Raw genomic sequence first — 16,896 nt, 5'->3', positions numbered from 1 at the left:
CGATGCTGCAGCCAAATTATCGAGCGCTTGCGACCGACATGTCAAGCCGAGTGCCGGTCTCGACGCCGGCCGATTGCCGCGGTGAAAGCGCGCAAAGGCGGTGACGGGATAGGCAAACTGCGATATGCCTTGCCGTGCCCAGGAGAAAACGGAGTTACGCCCTTTGCTCCAGCTCTCGTTGTTCGGACCCCTGTCGCTCCGGCGTGACGGCCGCGAGATCCGGATCAAGAGCGCCAAACTACGGGCGATCTTCGGCTATATTGCGTTGAGCGAGCCGCTGCAGGAGACGCGCGAGCGGCTGGTCGGGCTGCTGTGGAGCGAGTCGGAGGAAACGCAGGCACGTGCCGTGCTGCGCCAGGTCATTCGCGAACTGCGTGACGTTTTTGTCGACGCCGGCTGCGACGGCCTGAACGTCACGGCCCATGACATCAGGTTCGAGCGGGACGCTATCGATGTGGATGCGTGGGCGGTGATCCACGCAGCCGAAGCAGGGGATGTGCATCCTTTGTTGCTGGAACGGCCATGTCTCACGGACGACCTGTTGGCCGGCCTCGACGATCTCGATTCTTCGTTCAGAGTCTGGCTGCAGGCCAAACGGCACACGATGTGCGATCGCCTGTTGCGCGCCCTGGAAAAGGGCTTGGCCCAGCCACGCGATCCGCAACAGGAAAGCCGGTTGGCGGAAGCCATCCTCAACCTTGATCCGACCCACGAGGACGCGTGCCGGCGATTGATGCACGTTCACGCGGCTGCCGGCCGCACGTCGCATGCCCTGCGCATCTACAAGTCGCTGTGGGATTTGCTGGACGAAGACTACGGTATGGAGCCCTCGGCTGCGACGCAGAAACTCATCGCCGAGATCAAAATGGGGGACTACGAACCCGCCGTGCTGACGCAGGATGCGGGCATCGAAACTCCGGCGAACCCGATCACGGCAATACCGCAGGCGGTGCTGTCGACGGCGATCAGTCCTGCGGCGAAGCCCGAAACGCGGATCCTGCTCTCGCTCCAGCCGGTCGACATTCAACAGGTCGATTCCGACAAGGCCCACCTCGTCGTCGGCTTTCGCCAGTTCCTGATTGCCTCCCTGGTCAAGTTCCGGGAATGGCACGTGACGGATGCGCCATTCCTGGAGCGGTCCGGCCCGGAACAGGAAAAAGCCGCGCGCTACGTCATCCAGATGTTTGCCTATCAGGCCGAACAGGCGATCCAGCTCACGCTGATGCTGAAGGAAGTGGACACCGGGTTCTATATCTGGAGCGACGGATTCGAACTGAGCCTCGACAACTGGTTTGCCTCGCAGCGGCGCGTCATTCGCCGCATCGCGATGGCGCTCAATGTGCACATGTCGGCCGAGCGCCTGCGCCGTCTTTCCGAGCAGCCCGATATCTCGCTCGGGGTTTACGACAGATGGCTGCGGTACCAGACGCTGGTCCGCACATTCGATCCGCAGCACTGGGATCGCCTGACAACACAATTCACCGAGATCATTGCCGCAGCCCCGCAATTCGTCCCGGCCTATTGCGGGTTCGCGGACATTCACACGATCGAGCATATTGCCCATCCGGGGGTGCTGCGTTCCCGTGAGCGCGAGCAAAAGGCGCTGCAACTCGCACGCAAGGCGGTCGAGCTCGATGCCGCCGACATCCACGCCCATCGTTGTCTTGCCTGGGCGCATGTGATGACGAAGCAATTCGGGCAGGCCGAGTTGCATATGCAGGTTGCCTGTGAATTGAATCCAAACGATTCCTGGACCGCGATCTCGGCGGCGCTGCTGTCCGCCTTCTGTGGCAACCCCAAGCGTGCATCGGAGCTCGGCCAGATTGCACTGGACACCACGGTTTCGCCCAGTCGAACGCACTGGGCCTATCAAACCGACATCGAATTCCTCAACGGAAATTATACCGCGGCGCTTGAGGCCGCGGATCAGGCCCAGGACGTGCTGTGGGGTGTGGCGGCCTGGCGCACGGCGGCGCTCGCCCAACTCGGGCGCAAGGCCGAGGCCGCGGCCGAAGGCGCGCGGTTTCTGTCCCGCGTCCGCGCCAACTGGTTCGGCGCCGAACCGGCAACCGACGAGGCGATCGTCGGCTGGCTGTTACATCTGTATCCGATACGTCGTCGCGCCGACTGGGAGCGCCTGCGCGACGGCCTGCAGGCCGCGGGCCTGCCGACCGGCGGGGCGGAATACGACGCCCCGGCCACGGCTGACGCCGAATATTAGCAGCACTCGTTGACGGAGTATTCGCCGATGCGCCGGAAGGCGAAATCGAGCGCTTCCTGTTGCGACAGGTTGACCCTGGGCGCCCCGCCGAAGGCGATGTCGTAAAACAGCGGCATTACATTATACGGACCGGGTTTGACGGTCGCCAGTCTGTCGTTCGCCATCTGCTTGTCGGGAAGCATGATCATCAGCGGGTCGTTGGGACCATTGATATAGCTCCGGATCTGCACCGGTCTGGTGTCGGCCCCCGCAACCGTCGCACAGACATTGTGCGCGTTCATTTGGTCCTTGAGCTCTTTGACAGTGGTGGGACGCTGGGTTGGGTCCGCGATCCAGATCTGGACGAGCGTACCCCAGTTCAACCAGTTCTGATTGTCATTTACAATCTCGACACGCATCGTAGCTTCTCCATCATATGGACCGGTCGATGTTGACCTCACTCTATTGACCCCCCGGGTGTGAATCGGGCGTGAATCGGAAGGTCGCGATGGGAGATCAGCAGCACCCGCTGGCGGCTCGCCTGGAGGCAGCCGCGGCTGCATTGGCCGCCCCCCCAGTTACCCATTCGGGCTCCGCAGAGTCCGGCCTGCTGCAGTATCTCGGTTATGACGATGGCGATGGCGCCCGCGCTGACGGCCGCGCCCGGATGCTGCGCGCCGCAGCCCGGTTTCGCCGGCTCTTCCTGCTTCCGGTTCCGGATGCGCCGGGCCTGGTGTTCTTCGGCGGCGAGGCCGATCCGGCGGCGCTGGGCAAGCAGCCGGAAGGCCTGCCGACCGCGAGCCTGGCGGGTTCGGGGCTGTCGCCGCAAAAGGCCTTCGAGTCCTGCGTCGGTGAAGGGATCGAGTATCTCAGCCAGTTTGTTCAAGCCGACGACCCGGTCGAGCGCGGCCCGTTCACCGCATACGGCGTGAGCCCTGACACGCAAGTCAGGGAATTCATCTCCGGGCTACTCGCATACGCCGGCATTGAGGCCGACCGCCCGATGGCGTGGGTGCCATCCAGCGGGCTGGCGGACGGCGCCCGAATGTGGTTTCCGCTGGACATTTGCTATCGCCGGCACGTCACCGAGCAGGATTTCAAGCCGCCGCTCAAGCTCAGTTCCGGATGCGCCGCGGGGGTCACGCGAGAGGAGGCCACCTTGCGTGCGCTGCTCGAACTGATCGAACGCGACGCGGTGGCGCTATGGTGGCGTGGCGGCCGCCGCGGAAGAGCGGTGGCGCCGGAAAGTGAAGCCGCATCCGGAGCGGCGGAATTGCTGGCGCAGGCAAGGCAAGGGCACGGGCATCGAACAAGCTGGCTGCTCGATATCACCACCGACGTCGCGATTCCGGTTATTGCGGCGATCTCGACAGGTCCGGATGGGTACGGCTTCGCGGTTGGCTTCGGCGCCCGCCTGACCGTCGCGGACGCGGCCCGCGCCGCCGTCTTCGAACTGTGCCAGGTTGAGCTCGGCCTGCATGTGGTAGCTGCCAAGCGACGGGAATCCGGCGACGAGGCCATGAATGAAAGCGACCGCCGGCAACTCAGGCGCGGCACGTTCGACACAAAGAAGTGCGCATTGTTGCAGCCGCAGACCGGGGATTTTGCAGAACCGTCGACTACTCCGGCTTCAAGCCTCCAGCATGTTCTGGACCGGCTGCAAGCCCGCGATATTGCCGTCTATGCGATCGACCTGACGCGTCCGCAGTTCCTTGTTCCGGTGGTTCGGGCGCTGGCGCCGGGGCTGCAGCTTGAGCCCTGCGAAATTGTCGGCGCGCGATTGGCCCGCGTGATTGCCGAGACCGGCGGCGGCGTCATGCAGCACGGCGGAATGCCGCTTCTCTGAAGCGGCGATCGCGCCAAGTGGCCGCATGCCGGTTACGGCGTGCGGATGCCCGTCTGCACGCTTGCCTGAGACGACCAGCTCACCGCCGCGGCTTCGGTGCGGTAGCGGGGAAGGTGATCGTCGAGCGTATAGACCACGCACAGCGCCAGACTGGCCCAGACCGCAGCGCTGAAATAGAGCGACATCCACGCGATCTCGCCCTTCCAGTGCTCGATGTCGTGGGTCACGACCCAGCGCGTGCTGACATCGCGAAGACCCTCGATAATTCCGAGCAGCCTGGAGCCTTCGGCAAGTCCGGCGCGCCAGCGGCTCAGGTACATCGGCACGTCGATGGTGACGAGAAACGCCAGATAGGCGGCGATGCCGACGATCGCAATGACGAGTGCCAGGCGAACCGGACCGTTGAATTCCGGCAGCAACCGGCAAAGGCCGATCGCGATGATGAAGAAGGCGACCGCCCATAGCGAATTTTCGATGGCGTTGAGCAGGAAGTTTTTGGTCAGCACCGCATACCACGAGAAGCATTCCGCGATGACGATCAAGGGCAAGATTGCCAGCGAGGCGTTCACGGTGGTGTCCGCTCCGGTCATCCGGCCCAACTGGTCCATGATGATGACCCACTGCGCCGCAAAGCAGACCTCGGCGATGGTAGCCACGGTCCGGCCGATCATAACGCTCGACAGCCAGGTGTTGAACAGGCAGATGCGTTGAACGTCCGCGCGCGGCAGCACCGAGCGGAAGGCGCAGCCAAAGACATAGGCGGCGCAGAGCAACAGCATCGATTGCGTGTCGGCGGGGCCGCTCGCGCCGCCCAGCGGGCTGTTCTGGAACTCGCGGTAAAGCATGAACCAGGCCGCGATATTCGCGCCGCTCACCAGGGTCAGGAAACCCCACCACCACGCCAGCGGATTCGACCGCCCCTGCCACACCAAATTCATCGCCGCTCCAAATTTAATTTTGCTGACATTTCGCTGTAGCAATTCTGTCACGAAATGTTGGCGGAGCACGACTCAAATATCTGTGGCCCGATGTCTTTCAGGACGATGTTTTATGGCAGTTATATGACAGAAGCTGTGTGAGCACCGTCAAAACGACGGCGCCTCATCGCGGCCGACCAAAATGGCCGGTCGCTCTAAAATACAGGATCCCGCTTCGGCGCCTGCGCCGCCATGCGTGCCAGCACGAGCGCTTCTTCGGCCTTGAACCGGATATCCCGCGCGTCTCTCAGAGGCCGCCGGATGTTGGGGTCTTCGGAGCTGCTGTCGAACGTAATCAATCTCATGCAATGCGTGCACTGGGTCTGATAGCCCGGCTTCATGCGCTGCGCCCGTTCGCTGAAGGATTTGCGGCAGTGGGAACAGATGATCTTGATACGGTCCGTCATGCGATCTCCGTAGCCATGTCCGCGGAATGCGCAGCTGTGCCGTCGTCAGGGCCAGGATCGGCAGCCACCAGCAACGAGGGCGGCACGTAGATGCCCAAATGGCGTTCGTCGTTCAGCGGCCGGCAGATCACGGATCCGACGCTGTCGGAACCGATGACTGTCATCGCTTCGCCGCCCGACAACAGCCGGACGACGTTGCCGCTTTTCCAGGACACGCTAGCTTCCATGAGGGGCAGGCTAGGTGCGATATGCTCCATTGGGGTGCACGGCGATTATCGGAATTGAATCGAATTGTTCGAATCTGGCTGAGATCGAAAAGATCGACATTGTCGCGTCGCAGCGGCGCCCTTTGTCCAGAACCTCTGCGGCGCGTTTTGCGCGTTGTCACGGCTTCCTGTCGTTCCGCTTCACCGTCAGCGCCATGACGAGATCGATGGCGAGCGCCAGCGCCGCGGCGCCACCACCGAGCTGAAACAGCAACAAATAGTCGCCGCCGGTGCGGGCGAACAGGAAGGAGAAGCCGTAGGCCGCCGCCGCCTGGAACAGGGCGAAGCTGGTGGTGGCGTGTCCCCAGGTGGCGCGCTGTTGTTCGGCGCTGTGCGGTACCAATTCGTGGATGCGTCCGAGCACCAGCGGCACGATGCCGGGCGTGAAACCGCCGACGATCACGCTCGACACGATCAGCGAGACTGGCGCCGTGCTGACGGCGGGCAACAGCACCGCGACGGCTTCGACGAGGAACGCTGCGCGCAACGCCGGACCGAATCCGGTGCGGTCGCCGAGATGGCCGGTCAGCAACGGACCGACGATGGCGCCGAGGCCATAGAGCACCCAGTAATGCGATCCGGCGGCGATACCCTGGCCAAGGCCGCGGGCGACGAAGTCGACGACGAAGACCATATGCGGCACCAGGGCTGCCGCATTGAGGCCGTACTGGATCAGCAAGGCGCGGACAGCGGGCGATTGACGGTGACGCTTCGGGTGCGAAGGGGAGGCCGCCGCGTACGGCGCCGGCGCCTGCTTCGGCCAATTGGTCCAACTGATCAGCGTCAGCACGCCGGACAGAACGCCGAGGCCGATCCATGCCTGCTGCAGCCCTTGCTGCAACAACAGCGGCACCAGCGTGCCTGACGCCGCGACGCCGAGGCCGACGCCGGCAAAAATCACGCCGCCGACAATGCCGCGCCTCGCCGGCGAGGTGTGCGGCAGGATCACGGTTGCGGCGAGCACCATGATGATGCCGCCGGTGAGGCCGGCGAGAAAGCGCCAGACGAAGAACCAGAGGAATGACACCGGCACCGAACTGGCAAGGCAGGAGAGGGTGGCCAGCAGCATCATCGTACGCAGCGCAGCGACCGCGCCGATGCGCGCCGCGGCCGGCCGCGCCAGTAGCGCGCCGGCGAGATAGCCCGCGAGATTGGCGGCGCCGAGATAGACCACATCGGACGCGCTGAACCATTTCGCGGAAATCAGCGCCGGGATCAGCGGGGTGTAGGCGAAACGCGCGAGGCCGAGCCCGACCAGCGAGGCGCACAATCCGGCGATCGCAAACCGCCAGGCCGATTCCGGCTGCTCGTCGCGTGTCGTGTGGCCGAGATGTCGGCCGCCTCCGATATTTGCGCTTAACTCCGTCATGTCATTCTCCTGTATCCTGGGCGCTTCAACCGCCGGCCGTGGTGCGTCGGCGTCGAAATTCCAGCTGCATCGGATGGCTCAGTGGCCGGCGCTCTGGCCCCCGTCGACGTGCAGGATTTCGCCGGTGACGAAGCCGGCGGATTCCAGATAGAGCACCGCGTCGGTGATGTCGGACATCTCGCCCATGTGGCCGACCGGATGCATGGCGCCGAGCGCCGCATGGGTTTCCACGGCATGCATCGGCGACTTGATGATGCCGGGCGACACCGCGTTCACGCGGATGCCGCGCTTGGCATATTCGATCGCCAGCGACTTGGTCGCGGCATTGAGGCCGCCCTTGGTCAGCGATGCCAGTACCGACGGCACGTTGGAATTGGCATGGTCCACCAGGCTGGTCGTGATCTGCACGACATGGCCCGAGCCCTGCTTTTCCATCTCAGCGATCGCAAGCTGCGTGATGCGGAAGAAGCCGGCGGTGTTGGTGCCAAGGGCCGCCTTGTAGTCGGCCTCGGTATATTGGGTGAACGGCTTTGCGAGGAAGATGCCGGCGTTGTTGACCAGCGTGTCGATGCGGCCGAACCGGGCGATGCCTTCTTTGATCACGCGCTCAGCGGTGTTCCAGTCGGCAATATCGCCGGCGACCGTGAGGACGTCGTCATCGCTCGACGGCTTGATCGAGCGAGCGGTGGCGACGACGCGGTAGTTGCGGTCGCGATAGGCCTTGACGAGGGCGGCGCCGATACCCTGCGATGCGCCGGTGATGACGGCGACTTTCTGTTCGATACCCATGGTGATCTCCTGTTGGTGTCCTGGGGTGAGGCGTGCCTCGCGGGCTTCCTGCACCGGTATCTGGGAGGTACGCTCGTTCGCAGCGCGAGCGAATACGCGCTATTCGACAGACACTCTTCCGCCAGGCGATTGAATGGGGGATGATGGGGCCATCGCGGGCGACGGCTGGCCTTGCCCAAGCCTGTCCCTGCCGAGGAGGAACGATGGACCGTATCGACGCGATGAAAGTCTTTGTCGCCGCGCTCGACGTCGGCAGTCTGGCCGGCGCGGGCCGCAAGCTCGGCCGTTCGCCGGCGGCGGTCAGCCGCGCGATCGCCTTCCTCGAGGCGCATGTCGGCACTGAACTGCTGCACCGGACGACACGGTCGATCGCGCTGAGCGAGGCCGGCGAGCGCTATGCGGCGGCGTGCCGCCGGGTGCTGGCCGAGCTCGATGAGGCCGACACCATCATCGGCGGCGAGAAATCGGCGCCGCGCGGGACGCTGACGCTGACGGCGCCCGTCACCTCAGGCGAAATCGTGCTGCGGCCGATCCTCGATGCTTTCCTCGACGCCTATCCGACCGTCTCGGCGCGGCTGTTGCTGCTCGACCGGCCGGTCAATCTGATCGACGAGGGCATCGACGTCGCGCTGCGCATCGCCCATCTCCCGGACTCCTCGATGGTTGCGACCAAGATCGGCGAGGTGCGCCGTCTGGTGGTGGCCGCGCCGCGCTATCTCAAGCAGCATCCGCGCATTGCCGAGCCCGGCGACCTGACCAAGCACCAGATCGTGACCATGGCGCATCTCGCCCAATCCTGGACCTTTCCGCCGTTGCCGGGCACCGCCGTGCCGCGAACCGTTCAGTTCGCGCCGCGGCTCGTCATCAACAGCATTCGCGGCGCGGTGGCCTCGGTCGTCGGCGGGCGCGGCGTCGGGCGGTTTTACTCCTATCAGGTTGCCGACCAGATCCGTGACGGCGAAGTCGAAATCGTGCTGACCGGCGACGAACATGCGCCGACGCCGGTGCATCTGATTTCGCCGCACGGCCGGTCTTCGGTGCCGAAGGTCCGCGCCTTCATGGACTTTGCGGTGCCGCGGCTGCGCAGTCATTTCGCGCGTCTCGCCAAGGATGCAGGCGTCGCGCGTTCGTGATGTTGTCGCCTTCGCCGCGGCAGATTTTTCCGACAAAAGCGATTTCGGCAATTTTTGCCGCGCAGGTAAACGCGATCGATTTCCGATAAAGCTGTTGTTTCAAAATGTTGCTGGATGGCACGAAGCTTGCTGGACAAAGCGCGTTTGATCCGGAGTGCATGATGTCAATTTCGTTTTCCGGCGCCATCGCGACGCCGGCCACCAGCGCGACGAAATCCACGCTGACGGCGAAGCCTGCCGAGACCGCCGAGCAGAAATTTCTCGAATGGGCGAAGATGACGCCGGCGGAGCGCATGCATGCCCAGATGCTGTCGCAACTGGGGATCACCGAGGACCAGTTCAAAGCGATGGATCCTGCCGCCCAGCAGAAGATCGAAGAAAAGATTCGCGACATGATCAAGAAGCAGGCCGAGAACGGCAACGACAAGCGCACCGGGCTGATCACCGACAAGTCGGCCTGAGCCGCCGGGCCGCGGCTTCGCAGACATTTCACGGACCTGGAAGGGGATTCCAGCGATCATTCGTTCGGGACACGAAACTGTGTCTGCCGCCTGCCGTGCATTCGCTTTAATCTCGATCATTCCTAAATTTGCAGCGCGCGGTACGCCTGTCGCCGCCTCCACAAAGCTCGCATTTTTGAGGAACGAGAACATGTCTGATCAGTTCAACCATCACCGCCGCCGCTTCCTGGGTGCCGCTGCCACGGCGGCTGCCGCCGTCCCGTTCCTGAGCGATTCCGCCTTGGCGCAAGCGGGCAAGCTAGCCGGCGTTCCCGCGATCAAGCCGGGTACCAACACGTCGTTTGCGTCGATCAAGCAGATCGATGCCGGTGTGCTCAACGTTGGCTATGCCGAGGCCGGCCCCTCCAATGGTCCGCCCGTCATTCTGCTGCACGGCTGGCCCTACGACATCCACAGCTATGTCGATGTCGCGCCGCTGCTGGCGCAGGCCGGCTACCGCGTGATCATCCCGCATCTGCGCGGCTACGGCACCACGCGCTTTCTTTCCGGTGACACCATGCGCAACGGCGAACCGGCGGCGCTCGCCATGGACATCATTGCCCTGATGGATGCGCTGAAAATCGAGAAGGCCGTGATCGGCGGCTATGACTGGGGCGCGCGGACCGCCAACATCATTGCGGCCGTGTGGCCGGAGCGCTGCAAGGCGATGGTCTCGGTCAGCGGCTACCTGATCAGCAGCCAGGACGCCGGCAAGGTGCCGCTGCCGCCGAAGTTCGAGCTGCAGTGGTGGTATCAATTCTATTTTGCCACCGAGCGCGGCCAGGCCGGTTACGCGAAGAACACGAAGGATTTTGCCAAACTGATCTGGCAACTCGCATCGCCGAAGTGGGATTTCGACGATGCCACCTTCAGCCGCAGCGGAGTGTCGCTCGAAAATCCTGACCATGTCGCGATCACGATTCACAATTATCGTTGGCGGCAAGGGCTCGCCGAAGGAGAGCCCAAATATCTCGAACTCGAAAAGAAGCTGGCCGCGCTTCCCGTCATTGCGGTACCGACGATTACCATGGAAGGCGATGCCAACGGCGCGCCACACCCGCCGGCCAGCGTCTATGCCAACAAGTTCACCGGCAAATATTCGCACCGGGAGCTCACCGGCGGCATCGGTCACAACCTGCCGCAGGAGGCGCCGCAGGCCTTTGCCGAAGCCATCGTCGAGGTCGCCGGAAGCTGATCGGCCCGCTGATCCCCTTTCGCGGATTCGAAAAAGTTCGAACGGGTGTGAATGGCTTCACAGCAGCCTTGCGTTGCAGAGCCTAGGCTGGTCCTTGCGGAAGGCTGAGACGACATTCCGTTCTCCAGACACTTCCGCAAGTGCTGGAGGACAACCATGCGGCACGATACCTTGATGGCTCGCTTCAAGCGCAGCTTTTGCCTCGGCGCTGCGCTTGCACTTCTCACGGCGGTGACGGCGGCGCCCGCCGCGGCCGACGAGTATTTCTACGCCGTCAATACCGCCACCAAGATGATGGCTGAGGTGTTCGCCCACAACACGAATATCGGCGCTCCCGTGGTGCTGTGGCCGCACTACGGTGGCGACAGCCAGCAGTTCTTTGTCTGGCACTTGAAGTCACTCGGGCTTTTTCCGGATGCAGACGGTGATCCGTGGTTTCTGCTGAAGGCGAAGCACTCAGGCCTGTGCCTCAAGACCAGCGGCTATCAATCGGGCGCTCCGATTGTGCAAGCCGAATGCGGCGGCGACGCCTCGCAGATGTGGAAGGTGCAGACGATTGCCATGACGCCGGCAGACTGCCCGAGCGGCCGGTGCTTCGGCGGCCAACGTCAGGTCCTGCAGAATTATTACGACAAGGGAAAACGATGCCTCGATGCTGCGAACGGCAAATTCCCGGCGCCGCCGTTGCAGGGGGCGGGCTTGCAGGCCTGGGACTGCATCGGGAAATTCGGCGCCGCCAACGCGGTCAATCAGGAGTGGGAGCTGGTCAACGTCAGGGATTGGAACGCGCCGGGGCCTGTGGTTCGCTAAGCGCATAGGGCGGATTAGCGAAGCGTAATCCGCCGTCTTTGCTGGTCGCGGTGGGTTACGCCTTCGCCTAACCCACCCTACGAAAAAAAGCCCCGGAGCTGATCCGGGGCTTTGCATGGTGGACTTCGCCCAGCTTCTATTCCGGCTTGCCGATCGCGACCTTCAGCGTGCCGACGCCGTCGACGCCGCACTCGATCTTGTCGCCGGGGTGAAGCTGCGACACGCCGGCCGGCGTGCCCGTCATGATGATGTCGCCGGCGGCGAGCTTCACCTGCTGCGAGAGCTGCCAGATGATCTCGGGCACGTTCCAGATCAGTTCGGTCAGATCGCCCTTCTGGGTTTCGGTGCCGTTGACGGTGAGCCAGATCTTGCCCTTGGCGGGATGGCCGATCTTCGATGCCGGCTGGATCGCGGAGCAGGGCGCGGAATAGTCAAAGGATTTTCCGACTTCCCACGGCCGCTCCTTCTTGCGCGAAGCGATCTGCAGGTCGCGGCGGGTAAGGTCGATGCCGACCGCGTAGCCGTAGACGTGGTCGAGCGCCTTGTCGGCGGGAATGTTGAGGCCGCCGCTCTTCATGGCGACGATCAGTTCGACCTCGTGGTGCAGGTCCTTGGTCAGCGGCGGGTAGGGAATCGTGGCGCCGTCGGGCACCAGCATGTCGGCATGCTTGGCGAAGAAGAACGGCGGCGCGCGCTCGTCATTGCCCATCTCGCGGATGTGCTCGAGATAGTTGCGCCCGACGCACCAGATGCGGCGCACGGGGTAGGAGCCGGTTTCGCCGACGACGGGGAGCGAAGCCTGCGGCGGAAGGGGAATGACGTAGGAAGCGGCGTTCATGAAGCGGTCTCGTTTTCGAGGGAGAAAAACAGTCTAGGCGGTTGCGCTCACCGGCGCCAGTGTCGACGGGCCGGCATCGAGGTGTTGCAGACGGAAGAACGAAGCATAGCGGCCGCCGCGGCGCAGCAGGTCGTCATGCCGCCCGCGCTCGACGATCTCGCCGCCCTCGACCACCAGGATCGCGTCGGCGTGCATGATGGTGTGCAGGCGGTGGGCGATGACGATGGTGGTGCGGTTCCGGCAGAGATGCTCGATCGCCTCCTGCACGGCTTTTTCGGATTCCGAATCCAGCGCCGCGGTTGCCTCGTCGAGCAGGATCACCGGCGCGTTCTTGATCAGCGCCCGCGCCACCGCGATGCGCTGGCGCTGGCCGCCGGAAAGCTGGGCGCCGTGCTCGCCGACCGGGGTGTCATAGCCAAGCGGGAAGCCCATGATGAAGTCGTGCGCGCAGGCGGCCTTGGCCGCGGCGACAATCTCGTCCTGGGTGGCGTTGTCTTTTCCAAACGCAATGTTGGCGCCGATGGTGTCGCGGAACAGATAGACGTCCTGGCCGACATAGGCGGTCTGCCGGCGCAGCGATTTGCGCGAGACCGATCCGATCGACTGCCCGTCGATCAGGATGTCGCCCTGTGTCACCTCGTGGAAGCGCAGCAGCAGCGCCAACACCGTCGACTTGCCGCCGCCGGAGGGGCCAACCAGCGCGGTGACCTTGCCGGGCTCGGCCACGAAATTCATGCGATTCAGCACGGGCTCGCCTGGCCGATAGGCGAAGCTGACGTCGCGGAGTTCGATCCGCGCGTCGGTCAGTTTCAGCGCCGGCTTGTCGTCGTCGGCGGGCTCGCTGGCCGGACTGTCGACGACTTCGAGCAGCATCCGCGCGCCGACCAGCTGACTGTTTAGGTCGATGTTGAGCCGCGCCAGCCGCTTGGCTGGCTCGGTCGCCAGCAGGAAGGCGGTCATGAACGAAAAGAACTGGCCCGGCGTGGCGCCGAGCGCCACCACGCTGTAGCCGCCATACAAGAGACAGCCGGCGACGGCGAAACCGCCAAGCGTTTCCATCAGCGGGTTGGCGCGGTTGGAGACCCGTGCCATCTTGTTGGCGTTGCGTTCGACGGCGGTGATGTCGTCGTCGATGCGCTTCTGCATCGCGTCTTCCAGCGTGAACGCCTTGACGGTGCGGATGCCCTGCAGCGATTCCTGCATCGTCTCCAGAATGTCGGCGGTGCCGGTGAACTGGCTGTAGGCAAGGCCCTTGATGCGCTTGATCATCTTGCGCAGGAACAGCATCGCCGGTGGCACCACCAGGAGGCCGATCAGCGACAACCACGGATCCTGCGCCACCATCACGCTGACCAGAGCGATCAGGGTCAGCAGGTCGCGTCCGATCGCGTTGATCAGCAGGTTCAGCACATCGGTGATGGACTTGGCGCCCGAGGTCAGCCGGGTCAGGAATTCGGACGAATGCCGGTCGGAAAAGAAGGCGATGCTTTCGCTCATCAGCTTGGCGAATAGCCGCCGCTGGTTGTTGGCGAGGATGGCGTTGCTGATCTTCGACAGGATGACGGTCTGGCCGTAAGTCGCGATCCCCTTGATGAACAGCAACAGCACGGTGACGCCGGACAGGATGGCGATGCCGGTGACGTTCTTGTCGACATAGGCCTGGTTGATCACCTGGCCCAGCACATAGGTAGAAGCGGCGGTGGCGGCCGCCGCGACCCCCATCAGTGTGAAGGCCAGCAAATAGCGCCGCCAGTAAGCGAGGCCTTGTTCGGCCACCAGGCGGCGGACCAGAATGGCCGCGCCATAGGGGTCGTCGGTGACTTTTCTGGTAATTTTTCTAGGAGACTCGGTCATCCGCGTTCCATCGACGATACGGGCGTCAGTTACCCGCATGTCAGGGCTGCTTTGATGACTCCTTGCCTGCTAAAGCCGAGATTTTCAAGCCAAATAAGCGGTTGATTTTACGCCGATTCCGCTTGCTGCGCGGGGCCGCCGCGGTCGCGGAACAGCTTCTCTTCCCAGCTCAGCGCGTGGGCGGCGATGGTTTCGAGATCGTCGTATTGCGGCGTCCAGTCCAGCGTGGAGCGGATGCGGCTGGTGTCGGCCACCATGGTCATGATGTCGCCGGGCCGGCGCGGCGCATATTGGACCGCGAAATTTCGGTTCGCGACGCGGCGCACCGCCTCGATGGTTTCCAGCACCGAATAGCCGCGGCCGTAGCCGCAGTTCAGCGTCACCGAGCTGCCGCCGTCACGCAGGTAGGACAAGGCGGCGCGATGGGCCTGGGCGAGGTCGCTGACATGGATGAAGTCGCGGATGGCGCTGCCGTCCGGTGTCGGATAATCGGTGCCGAAGACGTCGATCTTGGCGCGCTGGCCGGTGGCTGCCTCGACCGCCATCTTCAGCAGATGCGTTGCGCCGATGGTGGCAAGGCCGGTGCGGCCTGACGGGTCGGCGCCGGCGACGTTGAAATAGCGCAGCACGACGTAGCTCATGTCGTGGGCGGCGGCGACGTCGTGTAGCATGATTTCGGTCATCAGTTTCGACGAACCGTACGGCGACATCGGTCGCGTCGCGGCGTGTTCGGGCACCGGCATCTGGTCCGGATTGCCGTAGACGGCCGCCGTCGACGAGAAGATGAAGCGCTTGACGCCGCCCTTCACCGCGGCGTTGAGCAGGCTGCGGGTCGTCATGGTGTTGTTGCGGTAATAGCCGAGCGGATCGCGCATCGAATCCGGCACCACCACGGAGCCGGCGAGATGGATGATGCTCTCGACGCCATGCTGGGCGATCACACCCTCGACCAGATTCTCGTCGCCGGCATCGCCGATGAACAACGGCACGCCTTCGGGCAGGAAGTTGGAAAATCCGGTGGACAGGTTGTCGATCACGACGACGCTTTCGCCGGCTTCCGCCAGCGCGTGAACCATATGACTGCCGATATAGCCGGCGCCACCGGTGACAAGCACGGTCATGGGCACACCCTCTGCCGGCGCGTGATCCGCCAAAGTGTGAGCGGTTTGGCGAAAGAGATCATGCGCGCTTAAGTTAAGGGGCGATGCTATCGCCGGTACGGTGAAGAGTACCTTTCGGCGCCGCTGAACTGGCCACCATGCTTAATGTTGCGTATAGGAACTGCTCGAAACGGAGCCGGACGTGCCGATCGAGAACGTTTTCACACCTGATTTGCAGCTGATCGTGCCGAATCTGCACAGGCGCTATTCCGGCGTGACGGCGACCAACCGGATGGTGGCGCCGAAGCTTGCCGAGATGTATCGCGCCGCCTGGCTCGGTCCGCATGCCCCCGACGGCATCGCGCGGATGGGTTTTGGCGATCTCTTGAGGCTTTGGCGTCGCCGCACGCCATTGATCTGGCATGCGCGGCGCAACGACGAGATGATCGCAGGGCTGTTGCTGCGCGCGCTCGGCTGGCCGCTGAAGCTGGTGTTCACCTCGGCGGCGCAGCGCCATCACCAGCGGCTGACGCGCTGGCTGATCCGGCAGATGGATGCCGTGATCGCGACCTCGGACCTGTCGGCGTCCTATCTCAAGCGCGCGGCCACCGTGGTGATGCATGGCGTCGACACCGATCTCTACGCGCCGCCCGCCGACCGCGCGGCGGCGTTTGCCGAAGCCAAACTGCCCGGCCGTTATGCGATCGGTTGCTTCGGCCGGGTGCGCGCGCAAAAGGGCACCGACGTGTTCGTCGAAGCGATGTGCCGGCTGTTGCCGCGCTATCCCGATTTTACGGCGGTCATCGTCGGCGCCATCGTGCCGGAACAGCAGGGCTTTGCCAGCGGCTTGAAGCAGCAGATCGAAGCCGCCGGCCTTCAATCACGCATCGTTATGACAGGCGAATTGGCGAATGAGGAAGTGCAACGCTGGTACCAGCGGCTGACGATCTACGCCTTCACCTCGCGCAATGAGGGCTTTGGCCTGACCTTGATCGAGGCGATGGCGTCAGGTGCGGCGCTGGTGGCGGCGCGCGCGGGCGCCGCCGAATTCGTGGTCGAGGACGGCGTCACCGGCGTGCTGATCCCGCCTGGCGATGCCGACGCGCTGGCAGCAGTGCTGGAGCCGTTGATGCGCGATCCGGCCGTGGCGAAAGCGATGGGTGAGCGAGCGCGTGCGCGCGTGCTTGAAAAATTCAGCCTTGATGCCGAGGCCAACAAAATCGCAGCGGTTTACAAAACGCTATAGCGTTTCGAGCGACTGGACGCCGGTTCGCGTTTGAAGACGGAGAGCATGAGCAGCAATCATGAGCTATGCGCCAAGGGTCATTCTCCACCTGCCGCTATCGAACGAATCCTTATTGGATGAATTCGTCGAGAAGTGCCTTCGTGATAAAGTTGCTCTTATAGCAGTCGTCGGAGAGGGCGCCGCTCGCATAGAGGACATCATCGACGAACTGGTGGTCGGCGATGGTTCGGATCGCGAGCGCTTTGTTGCCACCACCTCGCACTCGAACGAGACGGTGGAAGAGGTTTTGGAATTTGCTGGTATCTGGACGGACGAGCAAAATCGGCCCGTCCAGATAGTAAGGTTATAGTCTGCGAAAATGTCAGG

At 63.6% G+C, this 16,896-nt stretch carries 17 protein-coding genes; 8 read left to right on the top strand and 9 right to left on the bottom strand.

Annotated features, from left to right (window positions below; genetic code table 11):
* The first annotated feature begins 265 nt into the window (after nt 1-265).
* Complete coding sequence (locus BLS26_RS06535) at nt 266-2,221, top strand: BTAD domain-containing putative transcriptional regulator (RefSeq protein WP_157676337.1); 1,956 nt, start codon at nt 266-268, stop codon at nt 2,219-2,221.
* Here BLS26_RS06535 and BLS26_RS06530 read toward each other — a convergent pair.
* Nucleotides 2,218-2,619: a hypothetical protein gene (locus BLS26_RS06530; protein WP_092509465.1), complete on the bottom strand. Its 402-nt coding sequence runs from the start codon at nt 2,617-2,619 to the stop codon at nt 2,218-2,220. The genes BLS26_RS06535 and BLS26_RS06530 overlap by 4 nt on opposite strands.
* Nucleotides 2,620-2,933: 314 nt before the next feature.
* On the opposite strand from BLS26_RS06530, the gene BLS26_RS06525 reads away from it, so the two are divergent.
* Nucleotides 2,934-4,046, top strand: a complete 1,113-nt coding sequence (locus BLS26_RS06525; protein ID WP_210186252.1) for a YcaO-like family protein — start codon at nt 2,934-2,936, stop codon at nt 4,044-4,046.
* Between the two features lie 32 nt (nt 4,047-4,078).
* Here the strand turns inward: BLS26_RS06525 and BLS26_RS06520 are convergent, their stop codons facing one another.
* The 5 genes from BLS26_RS06520 to BLS26_RS06500 all read right to left on the bottom strand — a co-directional run bounded on the left by BLS26_RS06520 (nt 4,079) and on the right by BLS26_RS06500 (nt 7,854).
* On the bottom strand, nt 4,079-4,984 hold the full coding sequence (locus BLS26_RS06520) for a hypothetical protein (protein WP_092509461.1): 906 nt from the start codon (nt 4,982-4,984) through the stop codon (nt 4,079-4,081).
* 194 nt (nt 4,985-5,178) lie between these two features.
* Complete coding sequence (locus BLS26_RS06515) at nt 5,179-5,430, bottom strand: hypothetical protein (protein WP_092509459.1); 252 nt, start codon at nt 5,428-5,430, stop codon at nt 5,179-5,181.
* On the bottom strand, nt 5,427-5,645 hold the full coding sequence (locus tag BLS26_RS06510; protein ID WP_157676333.1) for a DUF2158 domain-containing protein: 219 nt from the start codon (nt 5,643-5,645) through the stop codon (nt 5,427-5,429). The genes BLS26_RS06515 and BLS26_RS06510 overlap by 4 nt, the downstream gene beginning before the upstream one ends.
* 169 nt (nt 5,646-5,814) lie before the next feature.
* The gene (locus BLS26_RS06505; RefSeq protein ID WP_092509455.1) at nt 5,815-7,065 is read right to left on the bottom strand and encodes a YbfB/YjiJ family MFS transporter; all 1,251 of its coding nucleotides are present in this window, start codon (nt 7,063-7,065) and stop codon (nt 5,815-5,817) included.
* A 78-nt stretch (nt 7,066-7,143) separates the two neighbouring features.
* On the bottom strand, nt 7,144-7,854 hold the full coding sequence (locus BLS26_RS06500; protein WP_092509453.1) for an SDR family NAD(P)-dependent oxidoreductase: 711 nt from the start codon (nt 7,852-7,854) through the stop codon (nt 7,144-7,146).
* A 203-nt stretch (nt 7,855-8,057) separates the two neighbouring features.
* On the opposite strand from BLS26_RS06500, the gene BLS26_RS06495 reads away from it, so the two are divergent.
* The 4 genes from BLS26_RS06495 (at nt 8,058) to BLS26_RS06480 (ending at nt 11,492) form a co-directional block, all read left to right on the top strand.
* Nucleotides 8,058-8,987: a LysR family transcriptional regulator gene (locus tag BLS26_RS06495; RefSeq protein ID WP_092509451.1), complete on the top strand. Its 930-nt coding sequence runs from the start codon at nt 8,058-8,060 to the stop codon at nt 8,985-8,987.
* A 161-nt stretch (nt 8,988-9,148) separates the two neighbouring features.
* A complete protein-coding gene (locus tag BLS26_RS06490) occupies nt 9,149-9,448 on the top strand; it encodes a hypothetical protein (RefSeq protein ID WP_172804556.1) in 300 nt (99 codons plus the stop codon).
* Nucleotides 9,449-9,638: 190 nt separating this feature from the next.
* Nucleotides 9,639-10,682 carry an alpha/beta fold hydrolase gene (locus BLS26_RS06485; RefSeq protein ID WP_092509449.1) on the top strand — a complete coding sequence of 348 codons (1,044 nt, stop codon included), beginning with the start codon at nt 9,639-9,641 and terminating at the stop codon, nt 10,680-10,682.
* Between the two features lie 156 nt (nt 10,683-10,838).
* On the top strand, nt 10,839-11,492 hold the full coding sequence (locus BLS26_RS06480) for an RICIN domain-containing protein (protein WP_092509447.1): 654 nt from the start codon (nt 10,839-10,841) through the stop codon (nt 11,490-11,492).
* A gap of 136 nt (nt 11,493-11,628) precedes the next feature.
* On the opposite strand, the gene BLS26_RS06475 is transcribed toward BLS26_RS06480, so the two are convergent.
* The 3 genes from BLS26_RS06475 to galE all read right to left on the bottom strand — a co-directional run bounded on the left by BLS26_RS06475 (nt 11,629) and on the right by galE (nt 15,305).
* Nucleotides 11,629-12,330, bottom strand: coding sequence for a fumarylacetoacetate hydrolase family protein (locus tag BLS26_RS06475; protein ID WP_092509445.1), 702 nt, complete (start codon nt 12,328-12,330; stop codon nt 11,629-11,631).
* A gap of 33 nt (nt 12,331-12,363) precedes the next feature.
* Entirely contained in the window at nt 12,364-14,184 is a 1,821-nt protein-coding gene (locus tag BLS26_RS06470) for an ABC transporter ATP-binding protein (RefSeq protein WP_092509443.1), read from the bottom strand.
* A 107-nt stretch (nt 14,185-14,291) separates the two neighbouring features.
* Complete coding sequence (gene galE, locus BLS26_RS06465) at nt 14,292-15,305, bottom strand: UDP-glucose 4-epimerase GalE (protein WP_092509441.1); 1,014 nt, start codon at nt 15,303-15,305, stop codon at nt 14,292-14,294.
* A gap of 181 nt (nt 15,306-15,486) precedes the next feature.
* Here galE and BLS26_RS06460 point away from each other — a divergent pair, with 181 nt between their 5' ends.
* Both BLS26_RS06460 and BLS26_RS06455 read left to right on the top strand, forming a co-directional pair.
* Entirely contained in the window at nt 15,487-16,530 is a 1,044-nt protein-coding gene (locus BLS26_RS06460; RefSeq protein WP_172804555.1) for a glycosyltransferase family 4 protein, read from the top strand.
* Between the two features lie 58 nt (nt 16,531-16,588).
* Nucleotides 16,589-16,879, top strand: coding sequence for a hypothetical protein (locus BLS26_RS06455; protein WP_092509439.1), 291 nt, complete (start codon nt 16,589-16,591; stop codon nt 16,877-16,879).
* Nucleotides 16,880-16,896: the final 17 nt, after the last annotated feature.

The organism is Afipia sp. GAS231 (assembly GCF_900103365.1).
In the GTDB taxonomy this organism is placed as follows: Bacteria; Pseudomonadota; Alphaproteobacteria; order Rhizobiales; family Xanthobacteraceae; genus Bradyrhizobium.
Note: the sequence above shows the minus strand (reverse complement) of the source record. Positions and strands in the feature narration are given on the sequence as shown.

Coding starts and splice junctions, on each gene's coding strand:
- galE (WP_092509441.1), bottom strand. CDS start 15,305: ATGACCGTGCTTGTCACCGGTGGCGCCGGCTATATCGGCAGTCATATG.
- BLS26_RS06490 (WP_172804556.1), top strand. CDS start 9,149: ATGTCAATTTCGTTTTCCGGCGCCATCGCGACGCCGGCCACCAGCGCG.
- BLS26_RS06520 (WP_092509461.1), bottom strand. CDS start 4,984: ATGAATTTGGTGTGGCAGGGGCGGTCGAATCCGCTGGCGTGGTGGTGG.
- BLS26_RS06475 (WP_092509445.1), bottom strand. CDS start 12,330: ATGAACGCCGCTTCCTACGTCATTCCCCTTCCGCCGCAGGCTTCGCTC.
- BLS26_RS06530 (WP_092509465.1), bottom strand. CDS start 2,619: ATGCGTGTCGAGATTGTAAATGACAATCAGAACTGGTTGAACTGGGGT.
- BLS26_RS06480 (WP_092509447.1), top strand. CDS start 10,839: ATGCGGCACGATACCTTGATGGCTCGCTTCAAGCGCAGCTTTTGCCTC.
- BLS26_RS06500 (WP_092509453.1), bottom strand. CDS start 7,854: ATGGGTATCGAACAGAAAGTCGCCGTCATCACCGGCGCATCGCAGGGT.
- BLS26_RS06515 (WP_092509459.1), bottom strand. CDS start 5,430: ATGACGGACCGTATCAAGATCATCTGTTCCCACTGCCGCAAATCCTTC.
- BLS26_RS06455 (WP_092509439.1), top strand. CDS start 16,589: ATGAGCTATGCGCCAAGGGTCATTCTCCACCTGCCGCTATCGAACGAA.
- BLS26_RS06495 (WP_092509451.1), top strand. CDS start 8,058: ATGGACCGTATCGACGCGATGAAAGTCTTTGTCGCCGCGCTCGACGTC.
- BLS26_RS06505 (WP_092509455.1), bottom strand. CDS start 7,065: ATGACGGAGTTAAGCGCAAATATCGGAGGCGGCCGACATCTCGGCCAC.
- BLS26_RS06470 (WP_092509443.1), bottom strand. CDS start 14,184: ATGACCGAGTCTCCTAGAAAAATTACCAGAAAAGTCACCGACGACCCC.
- BLS26_RS06485 (WP_092509449.1), top strand. CDS start 9,639: ATGTCTGATCAGTTCAACCATCACCGCCGCCGCTTCCTGGGTGCCGCT.